The organism is Streptomyces sp. SYP-A7185, from assembly GCF_046103685.1.
Classification (GTDB): domain Bacteria; phylum Actinomycetota; class Actinomycetes; order Streptomycetales; family Streptomycetaceae; genus Streptomyces.
In genome coordinates this window covers 2,105,842-2,120,152 of record NZ_CP122310.1, presented here as the reverse complement: position 1 = coordinate 2,120,152, position 14,311 = coordinate 2,105,842, and the positions used below count along the sequence as shown (strand labels likewise).

13 protein-coding genes are annotated in these 14,311 nt (G+C 72.6%); 8 read left to right on the top strand and 5 right to left on the bottom strand.

The window, feature by feature from the left end:
- Window positions 1-28: 28 nt before the first annotated feature.
- Window positions 29-1,486: an RsmB/NOP family class I SAM-dependent RNA methyltransferase gene (locus QBL25_RS09140; protein WP_409056519.1), complete on the top strand. Its 1,458-nt coding sequence runs from the start codon at window positions 29-31 to the stop codon at window positions 1,484-1,486.
- Here the strand turns inward: QBL25_RS09140 and QBL25_RS09135 are convergent.
- The gene (locus QBL25_RS09135) at window positions 1,460-3,673 is read right to left on the bottom strand and encodes an MMPL family transporter (protein WP_409056518.1); all 2,214 of its coding nucleotides are present in this window, start codon (window positions 3,671-3,673) and stop codon (window positions 1,460-1,462) included. The two genes, QBL25_RS09140 and QBL25_RS09135, sit on opposite strands and share 27 nt — an antisense overlap.
- Window positions 3,674-3,805: 132 nt before the next feature.
- Between QBL25_RS09135 and rpe the strand changes: the two genes are divergently transcribed.
- From rpe to QBL25_RS09110, 5 genes are all read left to right on the top strand, one after another.
- Complete coding sequence (gene rpe / locus QBL25_RS09130) at window positions 3,806-4,492, top strand: ribulose-phosphate 3-epimerase (protein WP_409056517.1); 687 nt, start codon at window positions 3,806-3,808, stop codon at window positions 4,490-4,492.
- A gap of 233 nt (window positions 4,493-4,725) precedes the next feature.
- Complete coding sequence (locus QBL25_RS09125; protein WP_409062589.1) at window positions 4,726-5,724, top strand: sugar-binding transcriptional regulator; 999 nt, start codon at window positions 4,726-4,728, stop codon at window positions 5,722-5,724.
- A 72-nt stretch (window positions 5,725-5,796) separates the two neighbouring features.
- Window positions 5,797-6,213, top strand: a complete 417-nt coding sequence (locus QBL25_RS09120; protein WP_409056516.1) for a ribonuclease domain-containing protein — start codon at window positions 5,797-5,799, stop codon at window positions 6,211-6,213.
- The gene (locus tag QBL25_RS09115) at window positions 6,210-6,587 is read left to right on the top strand and encodes a barstar family protein (RefSeq protein ID WP_409056515.1); all 378 of its coding nucleotides are present in this window, start codon (window positions 6,210-6,212) and stop codon (window positions 6,585-6,587) included. The genes QBL25_RS09120 and QBL25_RS09115 overlap by 4 nt, the downstream gene beginning before the upstream one ends.
- Before the next feature lie 174 nt (window positions 6,588-6,761).
- Complete coding sequence (locus QBL25_RS09110; RefSeq protein ID WP_409056514.1) at window positions 6,762-8,204, top strand: GuaB1 family IMP dehydrogenase-related protein; 1,443 nt, start codon at window positions 6,762-6,764, stop codon at window positions 8,202-8,204.
- Between the two features lie 70 nt (window positions 8,205-8,274).
- Here QBL25_RS09110 and QBL25_RS09105 read toward each other — a convergent pair whose 3' ends face one another.
- The 3 genes from QBL25_RS09105 to QBL25_RS09095 are packed head-to-tail and all read right to left on the bottom strand — an operon-like array spanning window position 8,275 to window position 11,131.
- The gene (locus QBL25_RS09105) at window positions 8,275-9,213 is read right to left on the bottom strand and encodes a GDSL-type esterase/lipase family protein (protein WP_409056513.1); all 939 of its coding nucleotides are present in this window, start codon (window positions 9,211-9,213) and stop codon (window positions 8,275-8,277) included.
- Window positions 9,210-10,019 carry an SDR family NAD(P)-dependent oxidoreductase gene (locus QBL25_RS09100; protein WP_409056512.1) on the bottom strand — a complete coding sequence of 270 codons (810 nt, stop codon included), beginning with the start codon at window positions 10,017-10,019 and terminating at the stop codon, window positions 9,210-9,212. Before QBL25_RS09100 ends, QBL25_RS09105 begins: the two co-directional genes overlap by 4 nt.
- Window positions 10,016-11,131, bottom strand: coding sequence for an LLM class flavin-dependent oxidoreductase (locus tag QBL25_RS09095; protein ID WP_409056511.1), 1,116 nt, complete (start codon window positions 11,129-11,131; stop codon window positions 10,016-10,018). Before QBL25_RS09095 ends, QBL25_RS09100 begins: the two co-directional genes overlap by 4 nt.
- Window positions 11,132-11,438: 307 nt before the next feature.
- Here QBL25_RS09095 and QBL25_RS09090 point away from each other — a divergent pair, with 307 nt between their 5' ends.
- Both QBL25_RS09090 and QBL25_RS09085 read left to right on the top strand, forming a co-directional pair.
- Window positions 11,439-12,908, top strand: coding sequence for an amino acid permease (locus tag QBL25_RS09090; RefSeq protein ID WP_409056510.1), 1,470 nt, complete (start codon window positions 11,439-11,441; stop codon window positions 12,906-12,908).
- 10 nt (window positions 12,909-12,918) lie between these two features.
- Window positions 12,919-13,374: an Lrp/AsnC family transcriptional regulator gene (locus tag QBL25_RS09085; protein ID WP_344526213.1), complete on the top strand. Its 456-nt coding sequence runs from the start codon at window positions 12,919-12,921 to the stop codon at window positions 13,372-13,374.
- Here QBL25_RS09085 and QBL25_RS09080 read toward each other — a convergent pair.
- Window positions 13,371-14,153, bottom strand: coding sequence for a Repetin (locus QBL25_RS09080; protein ID WP_409056509.1), 783 nt, complete (start codon window positions 14,151-14,153; stop codon window positions 13,371-13,373). The genes QBL25_RS09085 and QBL25_RS09080 overlap by 4 nt on opposite strands.
- Window positions 14,154-14,311 lie beyond the last annotated feature (158 nt).

The window sequence follows — 14,311 nt, the reverse complement described above, 5'->3', positions numbered from 1 at the left end:
TCGGCCCCCATCCAATAGCGGAGCACCTTTGAACGACCAGCCCAGCCGGCGGCCCCACAAGCAGGGCAAGCCCGGCTCGTCCGGCAAGCCCGGCAAGCCCCACCGCCGTCCCAAGAAGGACCCCGTCCGGTTCCTCGCCTTCGAGGCGCTGCGGGCCGTGGACGAGCGCGACGCCTACGCGAACCTCGTCCTGCCGCCGCTCCTGCGCAAGGCCCGTGAGAAGGGCGATTTCGACGCGCGGGACGCGGCGCTCGCCACCGAGCTGGTCTACGGCACGCTGCGCAGGCAGGGCACGTACGACGCGATCGTGGCCGCCTGCATCGACCGGCCGCTGCGCGAGGTCGACCCGCCGGTGCTCGACGTCCTGAACATGGGCGTGCACCAGCTGCTCGGCACGCGCATCCCGACGCACGCCGCCGTCTCCGCCTCCGTGGAGCTGGCGCGCGTGGTGCTCGGCGACGGGCGGGCCAAGTTCGTCAACGCGGTCCTGCGCAAGGTCGCCGCCGACGATCTCGACGGCTGGGTGGCGAAGGTCGCGCCGCCCTACGACGAGGACGCCGAGGACCATCTCGCCGTCGTCCACTCGCACCCCCGCTGGGTCGTCTCCGCGCTGTGGGACGCGCTCGGCGGCGGGCGCGCGGGCATCGAGGACCTCCTGGAAGCCGACAACGAGCGCCCCGAGGTGACGCTCGTGGCCCGGCCCGGGCGCACCACCGCCGACGAACTCCTGGACGCGGTGGGCGAGGAGTCCGCGCTGCCGGGGCGCTGGTCGCCGTACGCCGTGCGGCTCAGCGAGGGCGGCGAGCCCGGGTCGATCGAGGCCGTGCGGGAGGGCCGCGCGGGGGTCCAGGACGAGGGCAGCCAGCTCGTCGCCATCGCACTCGCGAACGCCCCGGTTAAGGGGCGCGACGAGCGGTGGCTGGACGGATGCGCGGGGCCCGGCGGCAAGGCCGCCATGCTCGCGGGCCTCGCCGCGCGGCGGGGCGCCGCCCTGCTCGCCGCCGAGAAGCAGCCGCACCGGGCCCGCCTGGTCGCGCAGGCCCTGCGCGGCAACCCGGGTCCGTACGAGGTCATCGCCGCCGACGGCACCCGGCCGCCGTGGCAGCCCGGCACCTTCGACCGCGTCCTGATGGACGTCCCGTGCACGGGACTCGGCGCCCTGCGCCGCCGCCCCGAGGCCCGCTGGCGCCGCCGCCCGGAGGACCTGGACGGCTTCGCCCCGCTCCAACGGGGGCTGCTGCGCACCGCCCTGGAGTCCGTGCGCGTGGGAGGCGTCGTCGGCTACGCCACCTGCTCACCGCACCTCGCGGAGACGCGTGCCGTCGTCGACGACGTGCTCAAGCAGCACCCGGGCGCCGAGCTCATCGACGCCCGCCCGCTGATCCCGGACGTCCCGGCACTGGGCGAAGGCCCCGACGTCCAGCTGTGGCCACATCTGCACGGCACGGACGCGATGTACCTAGCGCTGATCCGGCGGACTGCCTGACTCGGCTCCGGCCTCCGTGTCCGCTCCCGTCCCCGCCACCACCGTCGAGGGCGTGCGGGCCGCCGGGTCCTTGCTCAGTGGGTGGGGCCACCACACCTTTGGGCCCACGTCCAGGAACAGTGCGGTGACCAGGACCGACCGTACGACGAAGGTGTCCAGCAGGACGCCCAGCGCGACCGCGAAGCCGATCTCCGCGAACGCCACCATCGGGAGCGTGCCGAGGGCGGCGAACGTGCCCGCGAGGACCAGGCCCGCCGACGTGATGACCGCGCCGGTCGCGGCGAGGCCCGTCAGGACGCCCGCACGGGTGCCCTGACGGCCCGCCTCCTCCCGGATGCGGGTCGACAGGAAGATGTTGTAGTCGATGCCGAGCGCCACCAGGAACACGAAGACGAACAGCGGGAAGTCCGTGGACTCGCCCGCGTAGTCGAAGAGGTGGCGGAAGGCGAGCGCGCTGATGCCGAGCGCGGCGGAGAAGGACAGCACCACCGTCGCGATCAGGAGCAGCGGCGCGATCAGGGCGCGCAGCAGCGCGATGAGGATCAGCAGGACCACCACGAGGACGAGCGGGATCACCAGCTTGTTGTCGTGGGCCGTCGCGTGGTCCATGTCCAGGAGGGCCGCCGTGCCGCCGCCCACCTGCGCGTCCGCGTCGGGCACCGCGTGCACCGCGTCCCGCACCCGCTCCACGGTCTGCTTGGCCGCCTCGCTGTCGGAGGGGTCGGTCGGGGTCGCCTCGAACAGGACCCGGCCCTCGTGCTCCGCCTTCGTGCCCGGCGGCACGACGACGCTCGCCGGTTCGACGCCGGGCGTCCGCGCGACGACGCGGCGGACCTCCCTGCCCTGGTCCGCGTCGGCCACGATCACCAGCGGGTCGCCGCTGCCCGCAGGGAAGTACTCCGCCTGCACCTCCTGGCCCACGATCGAGTCGGGCTTGTCGGTGAACGAGTCCGCGTTGCTGAGCCCCTCGGCGCGCAGCTGGGTCAGGCCGAGCGCCAGCGCCGCGAGCACCACCGCGGTGACGCTCCACGTCAGCCGCGGCCGACGGGCGATGCGGCGGCCCGTGCGGGCCCAGACACCGCGCTCGGTGGGCTCCTCGGAGCCGTTGCGCGGGATCAGCGGCCAGAAGAGCCACCGGCCGCAGACCACCAGGAGCGCCGGGAACAGCGACAGCATCGCCAGCAGGGCCACCGCGACGCCGATGGCGGCCACCGGCCCCAGGCCCCGCGTCGAGTTCATCTCGGCGGTCAGCAGCACCAGCATGCTGACCACGACCGTGGCCCCCGAGGCGATGACCGCGGGGCCCGCCCGGTGCAGGGCCAGCTGCATGGCCTCGTGCCGGTCCTCGTGGCGGCGCAGCTCCTCGCGGTAGCGGGCGACCAGGAGCAGGGCGTAGTCCGTCCCCGCGCCGAAGACGAGGACCGTCAGGATGCCCGCGCTCTGGCCGTTGACCGTCAGGCCCGCGTGCTCCGCCAGGAGATAGATCAGCGCCTGCGCGGTGAACAGCGAGACGACCGCCGCGAGCAGCGGCACGAGCAGCAGGACCGGGCTGCGGTAGGTGACCAGGAGGATCACGATCACGATGCCGCCCGCGGCGAGGAGCAGCGTCGAGTCGATGCCCTCGAACGCCTCGGAGAAGTCCGCCGACGTACCGCCGGGCCCGGTGACGTGCACCGAAAGGCCACCCGTGCTCTCGCCCACGCGCTCGCGCATCGAGTCGACGGCGGGCGCGATCCGCTCCCAGCCCTTCTCGTCCATGGTGATGGGCACGAAGACCTGCGCGGCCTGCGCCTCGGTGGGCCGCCGCGTGTCGAAGACGGGCCCGCGGGTCTCCTGGCCCCGCACGCCGTGGGCGCGCAGCTCCTTGAGCTCCCCGACGTCCTCGGCGATCCGCGCCCGGTCCGCGACGGTCAGCCCGCCCTCACGGGCGTACACGACGATCGCGGGAATCTGTTCGGGCCTGAACTCCTCGGAGATGTCCAGGACTTGGGTGGATTCGGCGGAGCCGGGCAGCCAGGACGAGGCCTGGTTGTCCTGGGCGTCCGTGAGCTTCTGGGCCAGTGGTGCCGCGGCGACGATCACCACCAGCCAGAACAGCACCACGAGCCACTTGGTGCGCCGCCCGCACACGAGCCGGGCCACTCCGCGGCCCGCCGTGCGCCGTCCTTCCGACCGTTCGTCTGGCATGGCTACCCCCGCTGCCCCACGTGGTGCCGGTGGACCGCCCAGCATGGCACGCGGTCCATGGTCAGAGGAGTCCGTCGGCCCACGCTGCGGACCGCGGAGGGCAACGGGCGCGAGGCATGGCAGTCTTGGGTCATGGCCGTGCAGATCAACCCCAGCATCCTGTCCGCGGATTTCGCCCGTCTTGCCGAGGAGGCAAGGGCGGTGGAAGGCGCCGACTGGCTCCATGTCGACGTCATGGACAACCACTTCGTCCCGAACCTCACGCTCGGGGTGCCGGTCGTAGAGTCCCTCGCCCGGGCGACGGACACCCCGCTGGACTGCCATCTGATGATCGAGGACGTCGATCGCTGGGCCCCGCAGTACGTCGAGGCGGGCGCCGGATCGGTCACCTTCCACGCGGAGGCGGCCGCGGCCCCCGTCCGCCTGGCCCGGGAGATCCGCGCCCAGGGCGCCCGCGCCTCCATGGCCCTGAAGCCCGCGACGCCCATCGAGCCGTACGAGGACCTGCTCCCCGAGCTCGACATGCTGCTGATCATGACCGTGGAGCCGGGCTTCGGCGGCCAGGCGTTCCTCGACATCATGCTCCCGAAGATCCGCCGCACCCGTGAGCTGATCAGCAAGCACGGCCTCCAGCTCTGGCTCCAGGTCGACGGCGGTGTCTCGGCCGCGACCATCGAGCGCTGCGCCGAGGCCGGCGCCGACGTCTTCGTGGCCGGCTCCGCGGTGTACGGCGCCGAGGACCCGGCCGCGGCGGTGGAAGCACTGCGCGCCCAGGCGGCCGGGGCGACGTCCACGGCGGCATGGGCATGCGGCCACTGAGCCACGAGAACGTGAACGCGGTCCTTCAGGGCTGATCAAGTACGTCAGATCTGCAAGGATGAACGGCGAACCCTGGTTGCGCCGCGGCATCGCACGAGAAGCCGCGGCCATGCGCGCGAAGCCGCACCCATGCGTACGAATGCGTATGAATGCGTATGTGTGCGAACGCGCGAACGACAGTTGCTTGAAATGACAGTGAGGAGATCGTCGTGTCGACGGGCGGCCGGTCAGCCATGCGGATGGGACCCGCGGAGCTGGTGCAGGCGGCGGCCATGGCCCGCCGCTTCTATCTCGAGGGCAAGTCCAAGATCCAGATCGCCGAGGAGTTCGGCGTGAGCCGCTTCAAGGTGGCCCGGGTCCTGGAGACGGCTCTCGAACGTGACCTCGTGCGGATCGAGATCCGGGTGCCCGCCGAGCTGGACGCGGAGCGCTCGGACGCGCTGCGGGCCCGCTACGGCCTGCGGCACGCGGTCGTCGTCGAGTCGCCGTCCTCCGCCGACGAGGTCGAGGAGTCGCCCGACCCGGAGAACCTCGGCGAGGTCGCGGCCGATCTCCTCGGCGAACTGGTGACCGAGGGCGATGTGCTCGGCCTGGCGTGGGGGCGCTCGACCATCCACATGGCCGCCGCCCTCGACCAGCTGCCGCCGTGCACGGTCGTGCAGCTGACGGGCGTGTACGACGCCGGGACCGCCGAGCGCGGCTCGGTCGAGGCCGTACGGCGTGCCGCGCAGGTCTCCGGCGGCGAGGCGCACCCCATCTACGCGCCGATGCTGCTGCCGGACCCGGCCACGGCCGCCGCGCTGCGGAACCAGACCGGCATCGCGCGGGCCTTCGAGTACTTCGACAAGGTCACCGTCGCCGCCGTCTCCATCGGCTCCTGGGAGCCCGGCATCTCCACCGTCCACGACATGCTCAGCGACGAGGAGCGGGCGCACTACGCCTCCCTCGGCGTGGCCGCCGAGATGTCCGCGCACCTCTTCGACGCCGAGGGGCGCCGGGTCGGGCGTGACCTGGGGGAGCGGTGCATCACGGTCGAGGCCGACCGGCTGCGGCGGATCCCCGAGGTCGTCGCCATCGCCGGCGGGCAGCGCAAGGCCGCGGCCATCGACGCCGTGCTGCGCTCGGGGCTCGTCACCAGCCTGGTGACGGACACGGCCGCCGCCGACCAGCTGATGGTCATGGGGCGCACCCCGCATCCCGCCCTGGACCGGGCGGACCCGGACGGCGGCTGAGCGGCCGGGGTGTGGGGGCCGCCCGCGTGGTTCCCCGCGCCCCTCGCGGGGCGCCGTGGCAGCATCGGGCGCATGCTGACCCGGTTCGTCCCCCGCGCCCTGGCGGCGCTGCTCGTCTGCTGCGCGGTCCTCGTCGCGGGGTGCTCGTCGGACGGCGGCGGGAAGCGGGCGGAGGGCACCGCTTCCGTCTCCACCCCCGTCTGGGCGGACGGCATGGCCACCGTGCCCGTGGACCGGCTGCCCGCCGAGGCCCGGCGGACGCTGCGGCTCATCGACGACGGCGGGCCCTTCCCGTACGCCAAGGACGGCTCCGTCTTCGGCAACTTCGAGGGCGAGCTGCCCCAGCAGCGGCGCGGCCACTACCTCGAGTACACCGTGCCCACCCCCGGCGAACGCGACCGCGGCGCCCGGCGGATCGTCACCGGGCGCGGCGGCGAGACCTACTACACGGACGACCACTACGCGTCCTTCAAGGCGGTACTGAGATGACGCCCGACCCACCGGCACCCGAACCGCTCGCCCCCGTCCTCGCGGCCGTACGCGCCGCGGGGCTGCGCACGGTCACGCTCGACCTGGCCGGGGTGCGCGACAAGACCGCCTTCATGGACCGCTGCGCCCGCGCCCTGGAGCTGCCCGACTGGTTCGGACGCAACTGGGACGCGCTCGCCGACTGCCTCACCGACCTGGGCTGGGCCCCCGCCGCGCCGGGACGGCTGCTCGTCGTCACCGGCTGGCAGGAGTACGCCGAGGCGGAGCCCCAGGAGTGGATCGTCGCGCAGGAGGTCTTCACCGACGCGGTGGAGTACGCCAGGGAGCGCGGGACGGGCCTGGAGATCGTTCTCGCGCTCGGCACGCGCGCCTGAGCGGAGCGTGATCGTCCGGGCGGCTCCTTGGAGGATCCGACCAGAGGCTCCGTGACCGCGCTGGGTGATCATCCCAGGCGGCGCACCGCCCCGGACATGGGACACTGAAGTACGTGCTTTTCCCTCGGCCTAACTGTCCGGGGGCCACCTCTGATCGACTGGGATGAGCAGCACGTGCGTTTCCTCAATGACATCCAGCCTGCGTACGACCTGACGTACGACGACGTCTTCATGGTGCCGCGGCGTTCCGCCGTCGGGTCGCGTCAGGGCGTGGACCTCTCCTCGCCGGACGGCACCGGCACCACGATCCCGCTGGTCGTCGCGAACATGACCGCGATCGCGGGCCGCCGGATGGCCGAGACCGTCGCCCGCCGCGGCGGCCTCGTCGTGATCCCGCAGGACATTCCGATCGAGGTCGTCACCGAGGTCATCTCCTGGGTCAAGACGCGCCACCACGTCCTGGACACCCCGATCGTCCTGGCCCCCACCCAGACCGTCGCCGACGCGATCGCGCTGCTGTCCAAGCGCGCCCACAACGCGGCCGTCGTCGTGGACGCCGACCAGAAGCCGGTCGGCGTCGTCACCGACACGGACCTGAACGGCGTGGACCGCTTCACCCAGATCTCCGAGGTCATGTCCAAGGACCTCGTGCTGCTCGACGCGGACATCGACCCGCGCGACGCGTTCAACAAGCTGGACGCGGCCAACCGCCGCTACGCCCCCGCCGTGGGCAAGGACGGCCGCCTCGCGGGCATCCTGACGCGTACGGGCGCCCTGCGCGCGACCCTCTACTCGCCGGCCCTCGACGCCGACGGCAAGCTGCGCATCGCCGCCGCCGTCGGCATCAACGGCGACGTGGCGAGCAAGGCCAAGCAGCTGCTCGACGCGGGCGCCGACACCCTCGTCGTGGACACCGCGCACGGCCACCAGGAGTCGATGATCGCCGCGGTCAAGGCCGTGCGCGCGCTCGACCCGCAGGTGCCGATCGTCGCGGGCAACATCGTCGCCGCCGAGGGCGTGCGCGACCTGATCGAGGCCGGCGCCGACATCATCAAGGTCGGCGTGGGCCCCGGCGCCATGTGCACCACGCGCATGATGACCGGCGTCGGCCGCCCGCAGTTCTCCGCGGTGCTCGAATGCGCCGCCGAGGCCAAGAAGTTCGGCAAGCACGTGTGGGCCGACGGCGGGGTCCGCCACCCCCGCGACGTCGCCATGGCGCTGGCCGCCGGCGCGTCGAACGTGATGATCGGCTCGTGGTTCGCCGGGACGTACGAGTCCCCGGGCGACCTCCAGCAGGACGCCAACGGCCGGCTCTACAAGGAGTCGTTCGGCATGGCGTCGGCCCGCGCGGTCAAGAACCGCACCAGCGAGGAGTCGGCCTACGACCGCGCCCGCAAGGCGCTGTTCGAAGAGGGCATCTCCACCTCGCGGATGTTCCTGGACCCGGAGCGTCCCGGCGTCGAGGACCTGATCGACTCGATCATCGCGGGTGTCCGCTCCTCCTGCACGTACGCGGGCGCGGGCTCCCTGGAGGAGTTCGCCGAGCGGGCCACCGTGGGCGTGCAGAGCGCCGCCGGTTACGCGGAGGGCAAGCCGCTCCACGCCTCCTGGAGCTAGACGCCGCGCGGGGAGCTGTGCCCGTCGGCCGCGGATGCGCCGTGGCCGGCCGCGCGGCTCCCCGGGCCCGTCACGGGGCCAGGGCCGCCGCCACCGCTCGCGCCAGCAGCGCGTGGCCCTCGTCGCCCGGATGCACCCCGTCCACCAGGTGCTCGGCGTCGAGGAGACCGCCGCCCGGCAGCAGGCCGACCCCTGCGTCCAGGGCCGCGCGCTCCAGGGCGGTCCGCAGGTCCCGCAGCGAGGCGCCAAGCACGTTCGGCACCGCCTCGGCGTCCGGGCGCAGCACGGGGGAGACGACCAGGAGCGGAGTGTCCGGGTGGCCCCGGCGCACCAGGTCCAGGAACACCCGCGCCGTCTCGTACAGCAGCCGCGCCGAATGCGGCGTACGCGACCAGCAGTTCGTGCCGAAGGCCAGGGTGATCACGTCGGCGTCCAGCGAGGCGAGGTGCTGGGCCGACGCCTGCTCTCCGCGCGCCGCGCCCGCGTATCCGAGGTTCACCGTCTCCACCCCGAGCGCGCGTCCCGCGAGGGCCGGCCAGGCCCGGTGGGGCCGTGAGACCGACCAGCCCTCCGCGATGGAGTCCCCGTAGACCAGCCAGCGCGGCTGCCGGGCGGCGGGCGTGAGGGTGCCGCCCACCGGCCGTACGCCGTGCACGACGGGCCGCAGCGTCTCCGGCAGGTGCAGGGTGAAGGCGCCGTCGGGGGAGGGGAGCGGGATCAGCACCCGGTGCTCGCCCGGTGACGCGGGCGTGTCGACGGCCTCCTCGCCCGCGAGCAGCGTGAACACCGCGGGAGCGGCACGGCCGGAGTCCGCCTCCGCGGGCGGTGCGGCGGTGTACGCCACCTCCACCGCGCTCACCGTGCGCGCCGTGAACTCCAGGCGCACCCCGGCCGGCAGGCCCGCCCGCTCCCACGTGTCCCCGGGCAGCCGTGCGCGGTCGGCCGGATCGGCGCGCACCACCCGGCCGTCCTCGGTCCACCAGGGCGCACCCCGCACGAACTCCCTCACCGCGCACCCCCGATGGTCGGATAGGGGAACTTCACGCCGACCCCGCCGTCCACGACGAGCGTCTGGCCCGTCACGTACGAGGACAGGGGCGAGGCGAAGAACAGCAGGGCCGACGCGATGTCCGAGGTCTCGGCCACTCGGTCGAGCGGGGCGTTGCGGGCGTTTCGGGCGCGGCCCTCCTCGCCGATCAGGCCCGCCACGCGCGGCGTCCAGACGACACCGGGCGCCACCGCGTTCACCCGCACCCCGCGCGGGCCGTACTCCACCGCCGCCGAGCGGACCAGGGAGACCAGCCCCGCCTTCGCCGCCCCGTACGCGGCGTGCAGGGGCGCCGCCGTCAGGCCCGAGACCGACGCGACGAAGACCAGGGGGCCGCCTCCCGCGTCGGCGAGCGCCTCACCGCCGTACTGGACCGCCAGCCAGGCGTGCCGCAGGACGACGGAGAAGTGCCAGTCCCAGGAGGCGTCGTCCAGCTCCGCCAGCGGCGTGTAGCGGGCCATGCCCACGATGTCGACGACACCGCCGACCTCTCCGAACTCCCGGCGTGCGTGGGCGAAGAGCTCCCGCATGTCCTCGCGCCGCGTCACGTCCGCGACGTACGCGCCGCCGCCCGTCTCGGCGGCCACCGCATCGGCGCGGTCCTTGTCGAGGTCCACGCACAGGACCCGGGCGCCCGCCGCGGTGAGCGCGTGCGCGGTCTGGCGGCCGATGCCGTTGCCCGCGCCCAGCAGTACGAAGCCCCGGCCGTCCAGGCGGTGCAGGGCGGCGTAGTCGGGGACGGGGGAGGTGTCCAGGGGCTCGCTCACGGCGCCGTCCGCCGGGGACGGTAGGACGCCAGCTCGGGGATGACTTCCTTGCCCAGGATCTCGATGGTGCGCAGGATCTCCTGGTGCTCCAGGAAGCCCCACTGGACATAGCAGATGAGCTGGTCGATGCCGAGGTCGGCGTAGCGCTTGGCCTTGCGCACGATGGTCTCCGCGTCACCGATGAGGATCATGTCCCCGTCGCTGAACTCCTGGACGGGCACGCTCCCTTCGATGATCGGGGTGAGCAGCGGGAAGGTCCGCTCGCGCTCCTCGGCGGTCAGGTGCGGCAGCTCCCAGTCGAGCGTGAACTGGGCGAGGTTGCGGTACCACCAGGCCACGGAGTCCCACACCCGCCGCGAGGGCCGGTCCGCCACGTGCACCAGCGTGTACGCGCTGACCCGGTCCGTGGTGACGTCCGTGATCGGCGACGGCGTGCGCGCGGCCGCCCGGTAGGCGGCGACCTGACGGGCCATCGACTCCAGCGGCTGCATGATCGAGAAGGAGAGCAGACCGAGGCCCGCCGCGCCCGCCACCTGTGCCGAACCGGGCGACGTGGCGGCCATCCAGCACGGGGGATGCGGGTCCTGCACGGGCTTGGGGGTGACCATGCGCCGGGGGAAGGTGAATCGCTCGGACTCGTAGGCGAAGTACTCCTCGCGCCACATGCCCGTCACGATCTCGATCGCCTCGCGCCAGTCGGACCGCGACTGCTCCCTGTCGACGCCAAAGGCCGTCTGCTCCATGGGAGTCGAGCGTCCCGTGCCCCATTCCACGCGGCCGTCCGAGAGGACGTCGACGGCCGCCACCTTCTCCGCGATGCGCTGCGGGGGAGTGAAGCCGAACGGGGTGAGGGTGACGCCGAAGCCGAGGCGTATCCGCTCGGTGAGCGCCGCGAGATGCCCGAGGAGCACCTCGGGGGCGGGACAGTGCGAGCGGCCCTCGCGAAAGTGGTGCTCCACGGCCCACACCGTGCGGAAACCGACCCGGTCCGCCAGCCGGATCTGCTCCACGGCCTCGCGGTAGGCACGCTGCTCGGCCGTGCGCTGGCCGTGCGGATGGGGTCCGTTCCAGGGCTTCGGTACGTCGATCTCGTACAGCACATCGAGGTCCATCGCCTGCTGCCTCCCTGTCGACCGGGGTGCACGATGGGACAGATCTGACGAAGTGTCAACCACTTCGCCGGAGGCCCGGAACGCAACGGACGAAACGGACCGCGCAACGAAGACCCGCCGGAGGGGGATGTACGCAACGATCATGCGGGCTTGCGCAAGGTTGCTGCATTACGTACGTGAAGCACGCCTCATAGAGTCATCCGCTGTACGTGGTGTGGCGGGGACCGCCTGCTCGGCGGTCCCCATCCATGCGTGGGTGCTGCCGCCGGTCCCGCCGCCCTGACCGGCAGCGATGAAGGAGCCATGCGTGCTCGACCAAGGCGCACCCCCGCAGAACCGACCAAGCCCCCGGGGGGCCGCGGGGCTTGCCAGTCGCTTGATGCGGCGCAAGCCGGTGGAACTCCTGGTCGCGGAGGGCGGCCAGGGTGAGGGCGGCTCGCTGCGGCGCTCCCTCGGCATGTGGCAGCTGACCATGATCAGCATCGGTGCCACGCTCGGCACCGGCATCTTCGTCGTCCTCGGCGAGAGCGTCCCCAAGGCCGGACCCGCCGTCACGATCTCCTTCGTGATCGCCGGTCTCACCGCCCTCTTCTCCGCGCTCTCGTACGCCGAGCTGGCCGGCTCCATACCGGTCGCGGGCTCCTCCTACTCGTACGCGTACGCAACGATGGGCGAACTCGTCGCCTGGGTCTGCGGCTGGTGCCTGGTCCTGGAGTACGGCGTGTCGGTCGCGGCCGTCGCCGTCGGCTGGGGCGAATACCTCAACGAACTCCTCGACGGGACCATCGGCGTCACCATCCCGGACGTGCTCTCCGCGGCGCCCGGCGAGATCGACGGCGCCATCATCAACCTGCCCGGCCTGATCGTCGTCCTGCTCGCCATGGTGTTCCTGCTCGGCGGCGCCAAGGAGTCGGCGACGGCCAACACGATCATGGTGATCGTGAAGATCGCCGCGCTCGTGCTCTTCTGCACCATCGGCTTCATGGGCTTCAAGTCCGGCAACTACGCGGACTTCATGCCGCTGGGCACCGCGGGCGTCAGCGCCGCCGCGGCCAGCCTCTTCTTCTCGTACATCGGCTTCGACGCCGCCTCCACCGCCGGTGAGGAGGCCAAGAACCCGCAGCGCGACCTGCCCCGCGCGATCATGCTGTCGCTGGTCATCGTCACGGCCCTCTACGTCCTGGTCGCCGCCGTCGCCGTCGGCGCCTGGAACTGGAAGGACTTCGAGGGCTCCGAGGCCACGCTCGCCGCGATCATGAACGACGTCAGCGGCCAGAGCTTCTGGGGCACGCTGCTCGCCGCCGGCGCCGTCATCTCCATCGCCTCCGTCGTCCTGACCGTCCTCTACGGCCAGACCCGGGTGCTGTTCGCCATGTCCCGCGACGGCCTGGTCCCCAAGGCGTTCGGCAAGGTCAGCAAGAAGACGGGCACGCCCCGCGTGAACACCGTCATCGTGTCGCTCTTCTGTGCGGCCCTCGCCTCGGTCATCCCGCTCGGCAAGCTCGTCGACGCCACCAGCATCGGCACGCTCTTCGCCTTCGGTCTGGTCAACGTCGCGGTGATCGTGCTGCGCCGCACCCGCCCGGACATGCCGCGCACCTTCCGGGTGCCGCTGGGCTTCCTCTTCCCGGTCCTCGGCTTCGGCTTCTGCGCCTACAACATGTTCAGCCTCGACACCGTGACCTGGGTGGTCTTCGGTGTCTGGATGGCCGTCGGCCTCGTGTTCTACTTCCTGTACGGCATGAGCCGCTCCCGATTGGCCTCCGCAGAGAAGTGATCCACCCCCAGTGCGACTGAACGATCTCGACGAACGCATCGTGCACGCCCTCGCCGAGGACGCCCGCCGCTCCTACGCCGACATCGGCCAGCTGGTCGGGCTCTCCGCGCCCGCCGTGAAGCGGCGCGTGGACCGGCTCCGGGAGACCGGGGCCATCACGGGATTCACCGTGCGGGTCGACCCGGCCGCGCTCGGCTGGGAGACCGAGGGTTTCATCGAGATCTACTGCCGCCGCAACACCTCGCCCGAGGCCATCCGCCGTGGCCTCGAGCGGTATCCGGAGATCGCGTCCGCCTCCACCGTCACCGGGGAGGCGGACGCCGTCGTCCAGGTCTTCGCCGCCGACATGCGGCACTTCGAGCGGGTGCTCGAACGGATCGCGGGCGAGCACTTCGTGGAGCGGACGAAGTCCGTGCTCGTCCTGTCGCCCCTGATGCGGCGGTACTCGTCGGGGTCGCCCGCCTAGCCGCTCCCTCGCGGGGCGCGATCGGGCGAGGTCAGTCCGTGGGGTGAGGCGAGCCCCGCGAGCGCGGTCAGGCCCGTGGGATACACCAGCTGCCAGGGCTTCACGTGGAAGTCGCCCGTCCCCTTCTTGACCTTCTCGAAGGGCGCCGAGCTCGTGCACTTCGGCAGCTTCTTGGTGCCGTCGGGGCCGCCCACCGAGGCCCAGCTGTAACCCACGCGGTCGTGGGTGCCCTGGTCGTGGACCGTGAAGCCGACCCGGCCGCCCTTGATGCCCTTCAGGTTGGTGCCGGTGACGACGCCGGTGGCCGTGGCGACCTTGCCGCCGCTCATCAGGCAGTCGATACGCCCCTCGGCCCAGCCGCCCTTGCCGCCGGGCTTGTCCAGGTGGACGAAGCGGAAGGTGCCGGTCGCCTTGTCCGGGCGCATGGTGTGCCGCTTCGCCAGATGGGCGTCGAAGGTGAACGTCACGTCCTCGGTGGTCTTGCGGTACAGCTTCGCGCTGCCGGTGAGGGCCGCGGCCTCGCCCTTCGCGGTGTGAGGGGCGGAGTGGGCGCGGGCTTCCCCGGTGGCCTGGCGGCGGGACGCGGAGCCGCCGTCCGCCGCCACGGCCGCTCCCGCGGCTCCGGCGCAGATCAGGAGGGCGGTGCCGACGGCTATGGCGCGGGTGCGGGTGCGGGTGCGGGTGCCGGGGCGAGTGTTATGTGTGGGGTCAGCGGTGCCTGTGGTGCGAGTGGTGTCTGCGGTGCCTGTAGTCCCTGCGGTGCCTGTGACGCGGCTCATGGCGGGTCTCCTGGGGCGGGTCGTTCTCCCGGTCCTTCCGGGCGAGACCACGGTCTCGCGGCAGGGGGTCCCGGCACGTCCGGCCAGGGGCGGCACTCCGCCTCCGCCGCGCGGCGGGGAACACCCCCGCGTGCCCTGCGCCCGGCGGCGGACACCAC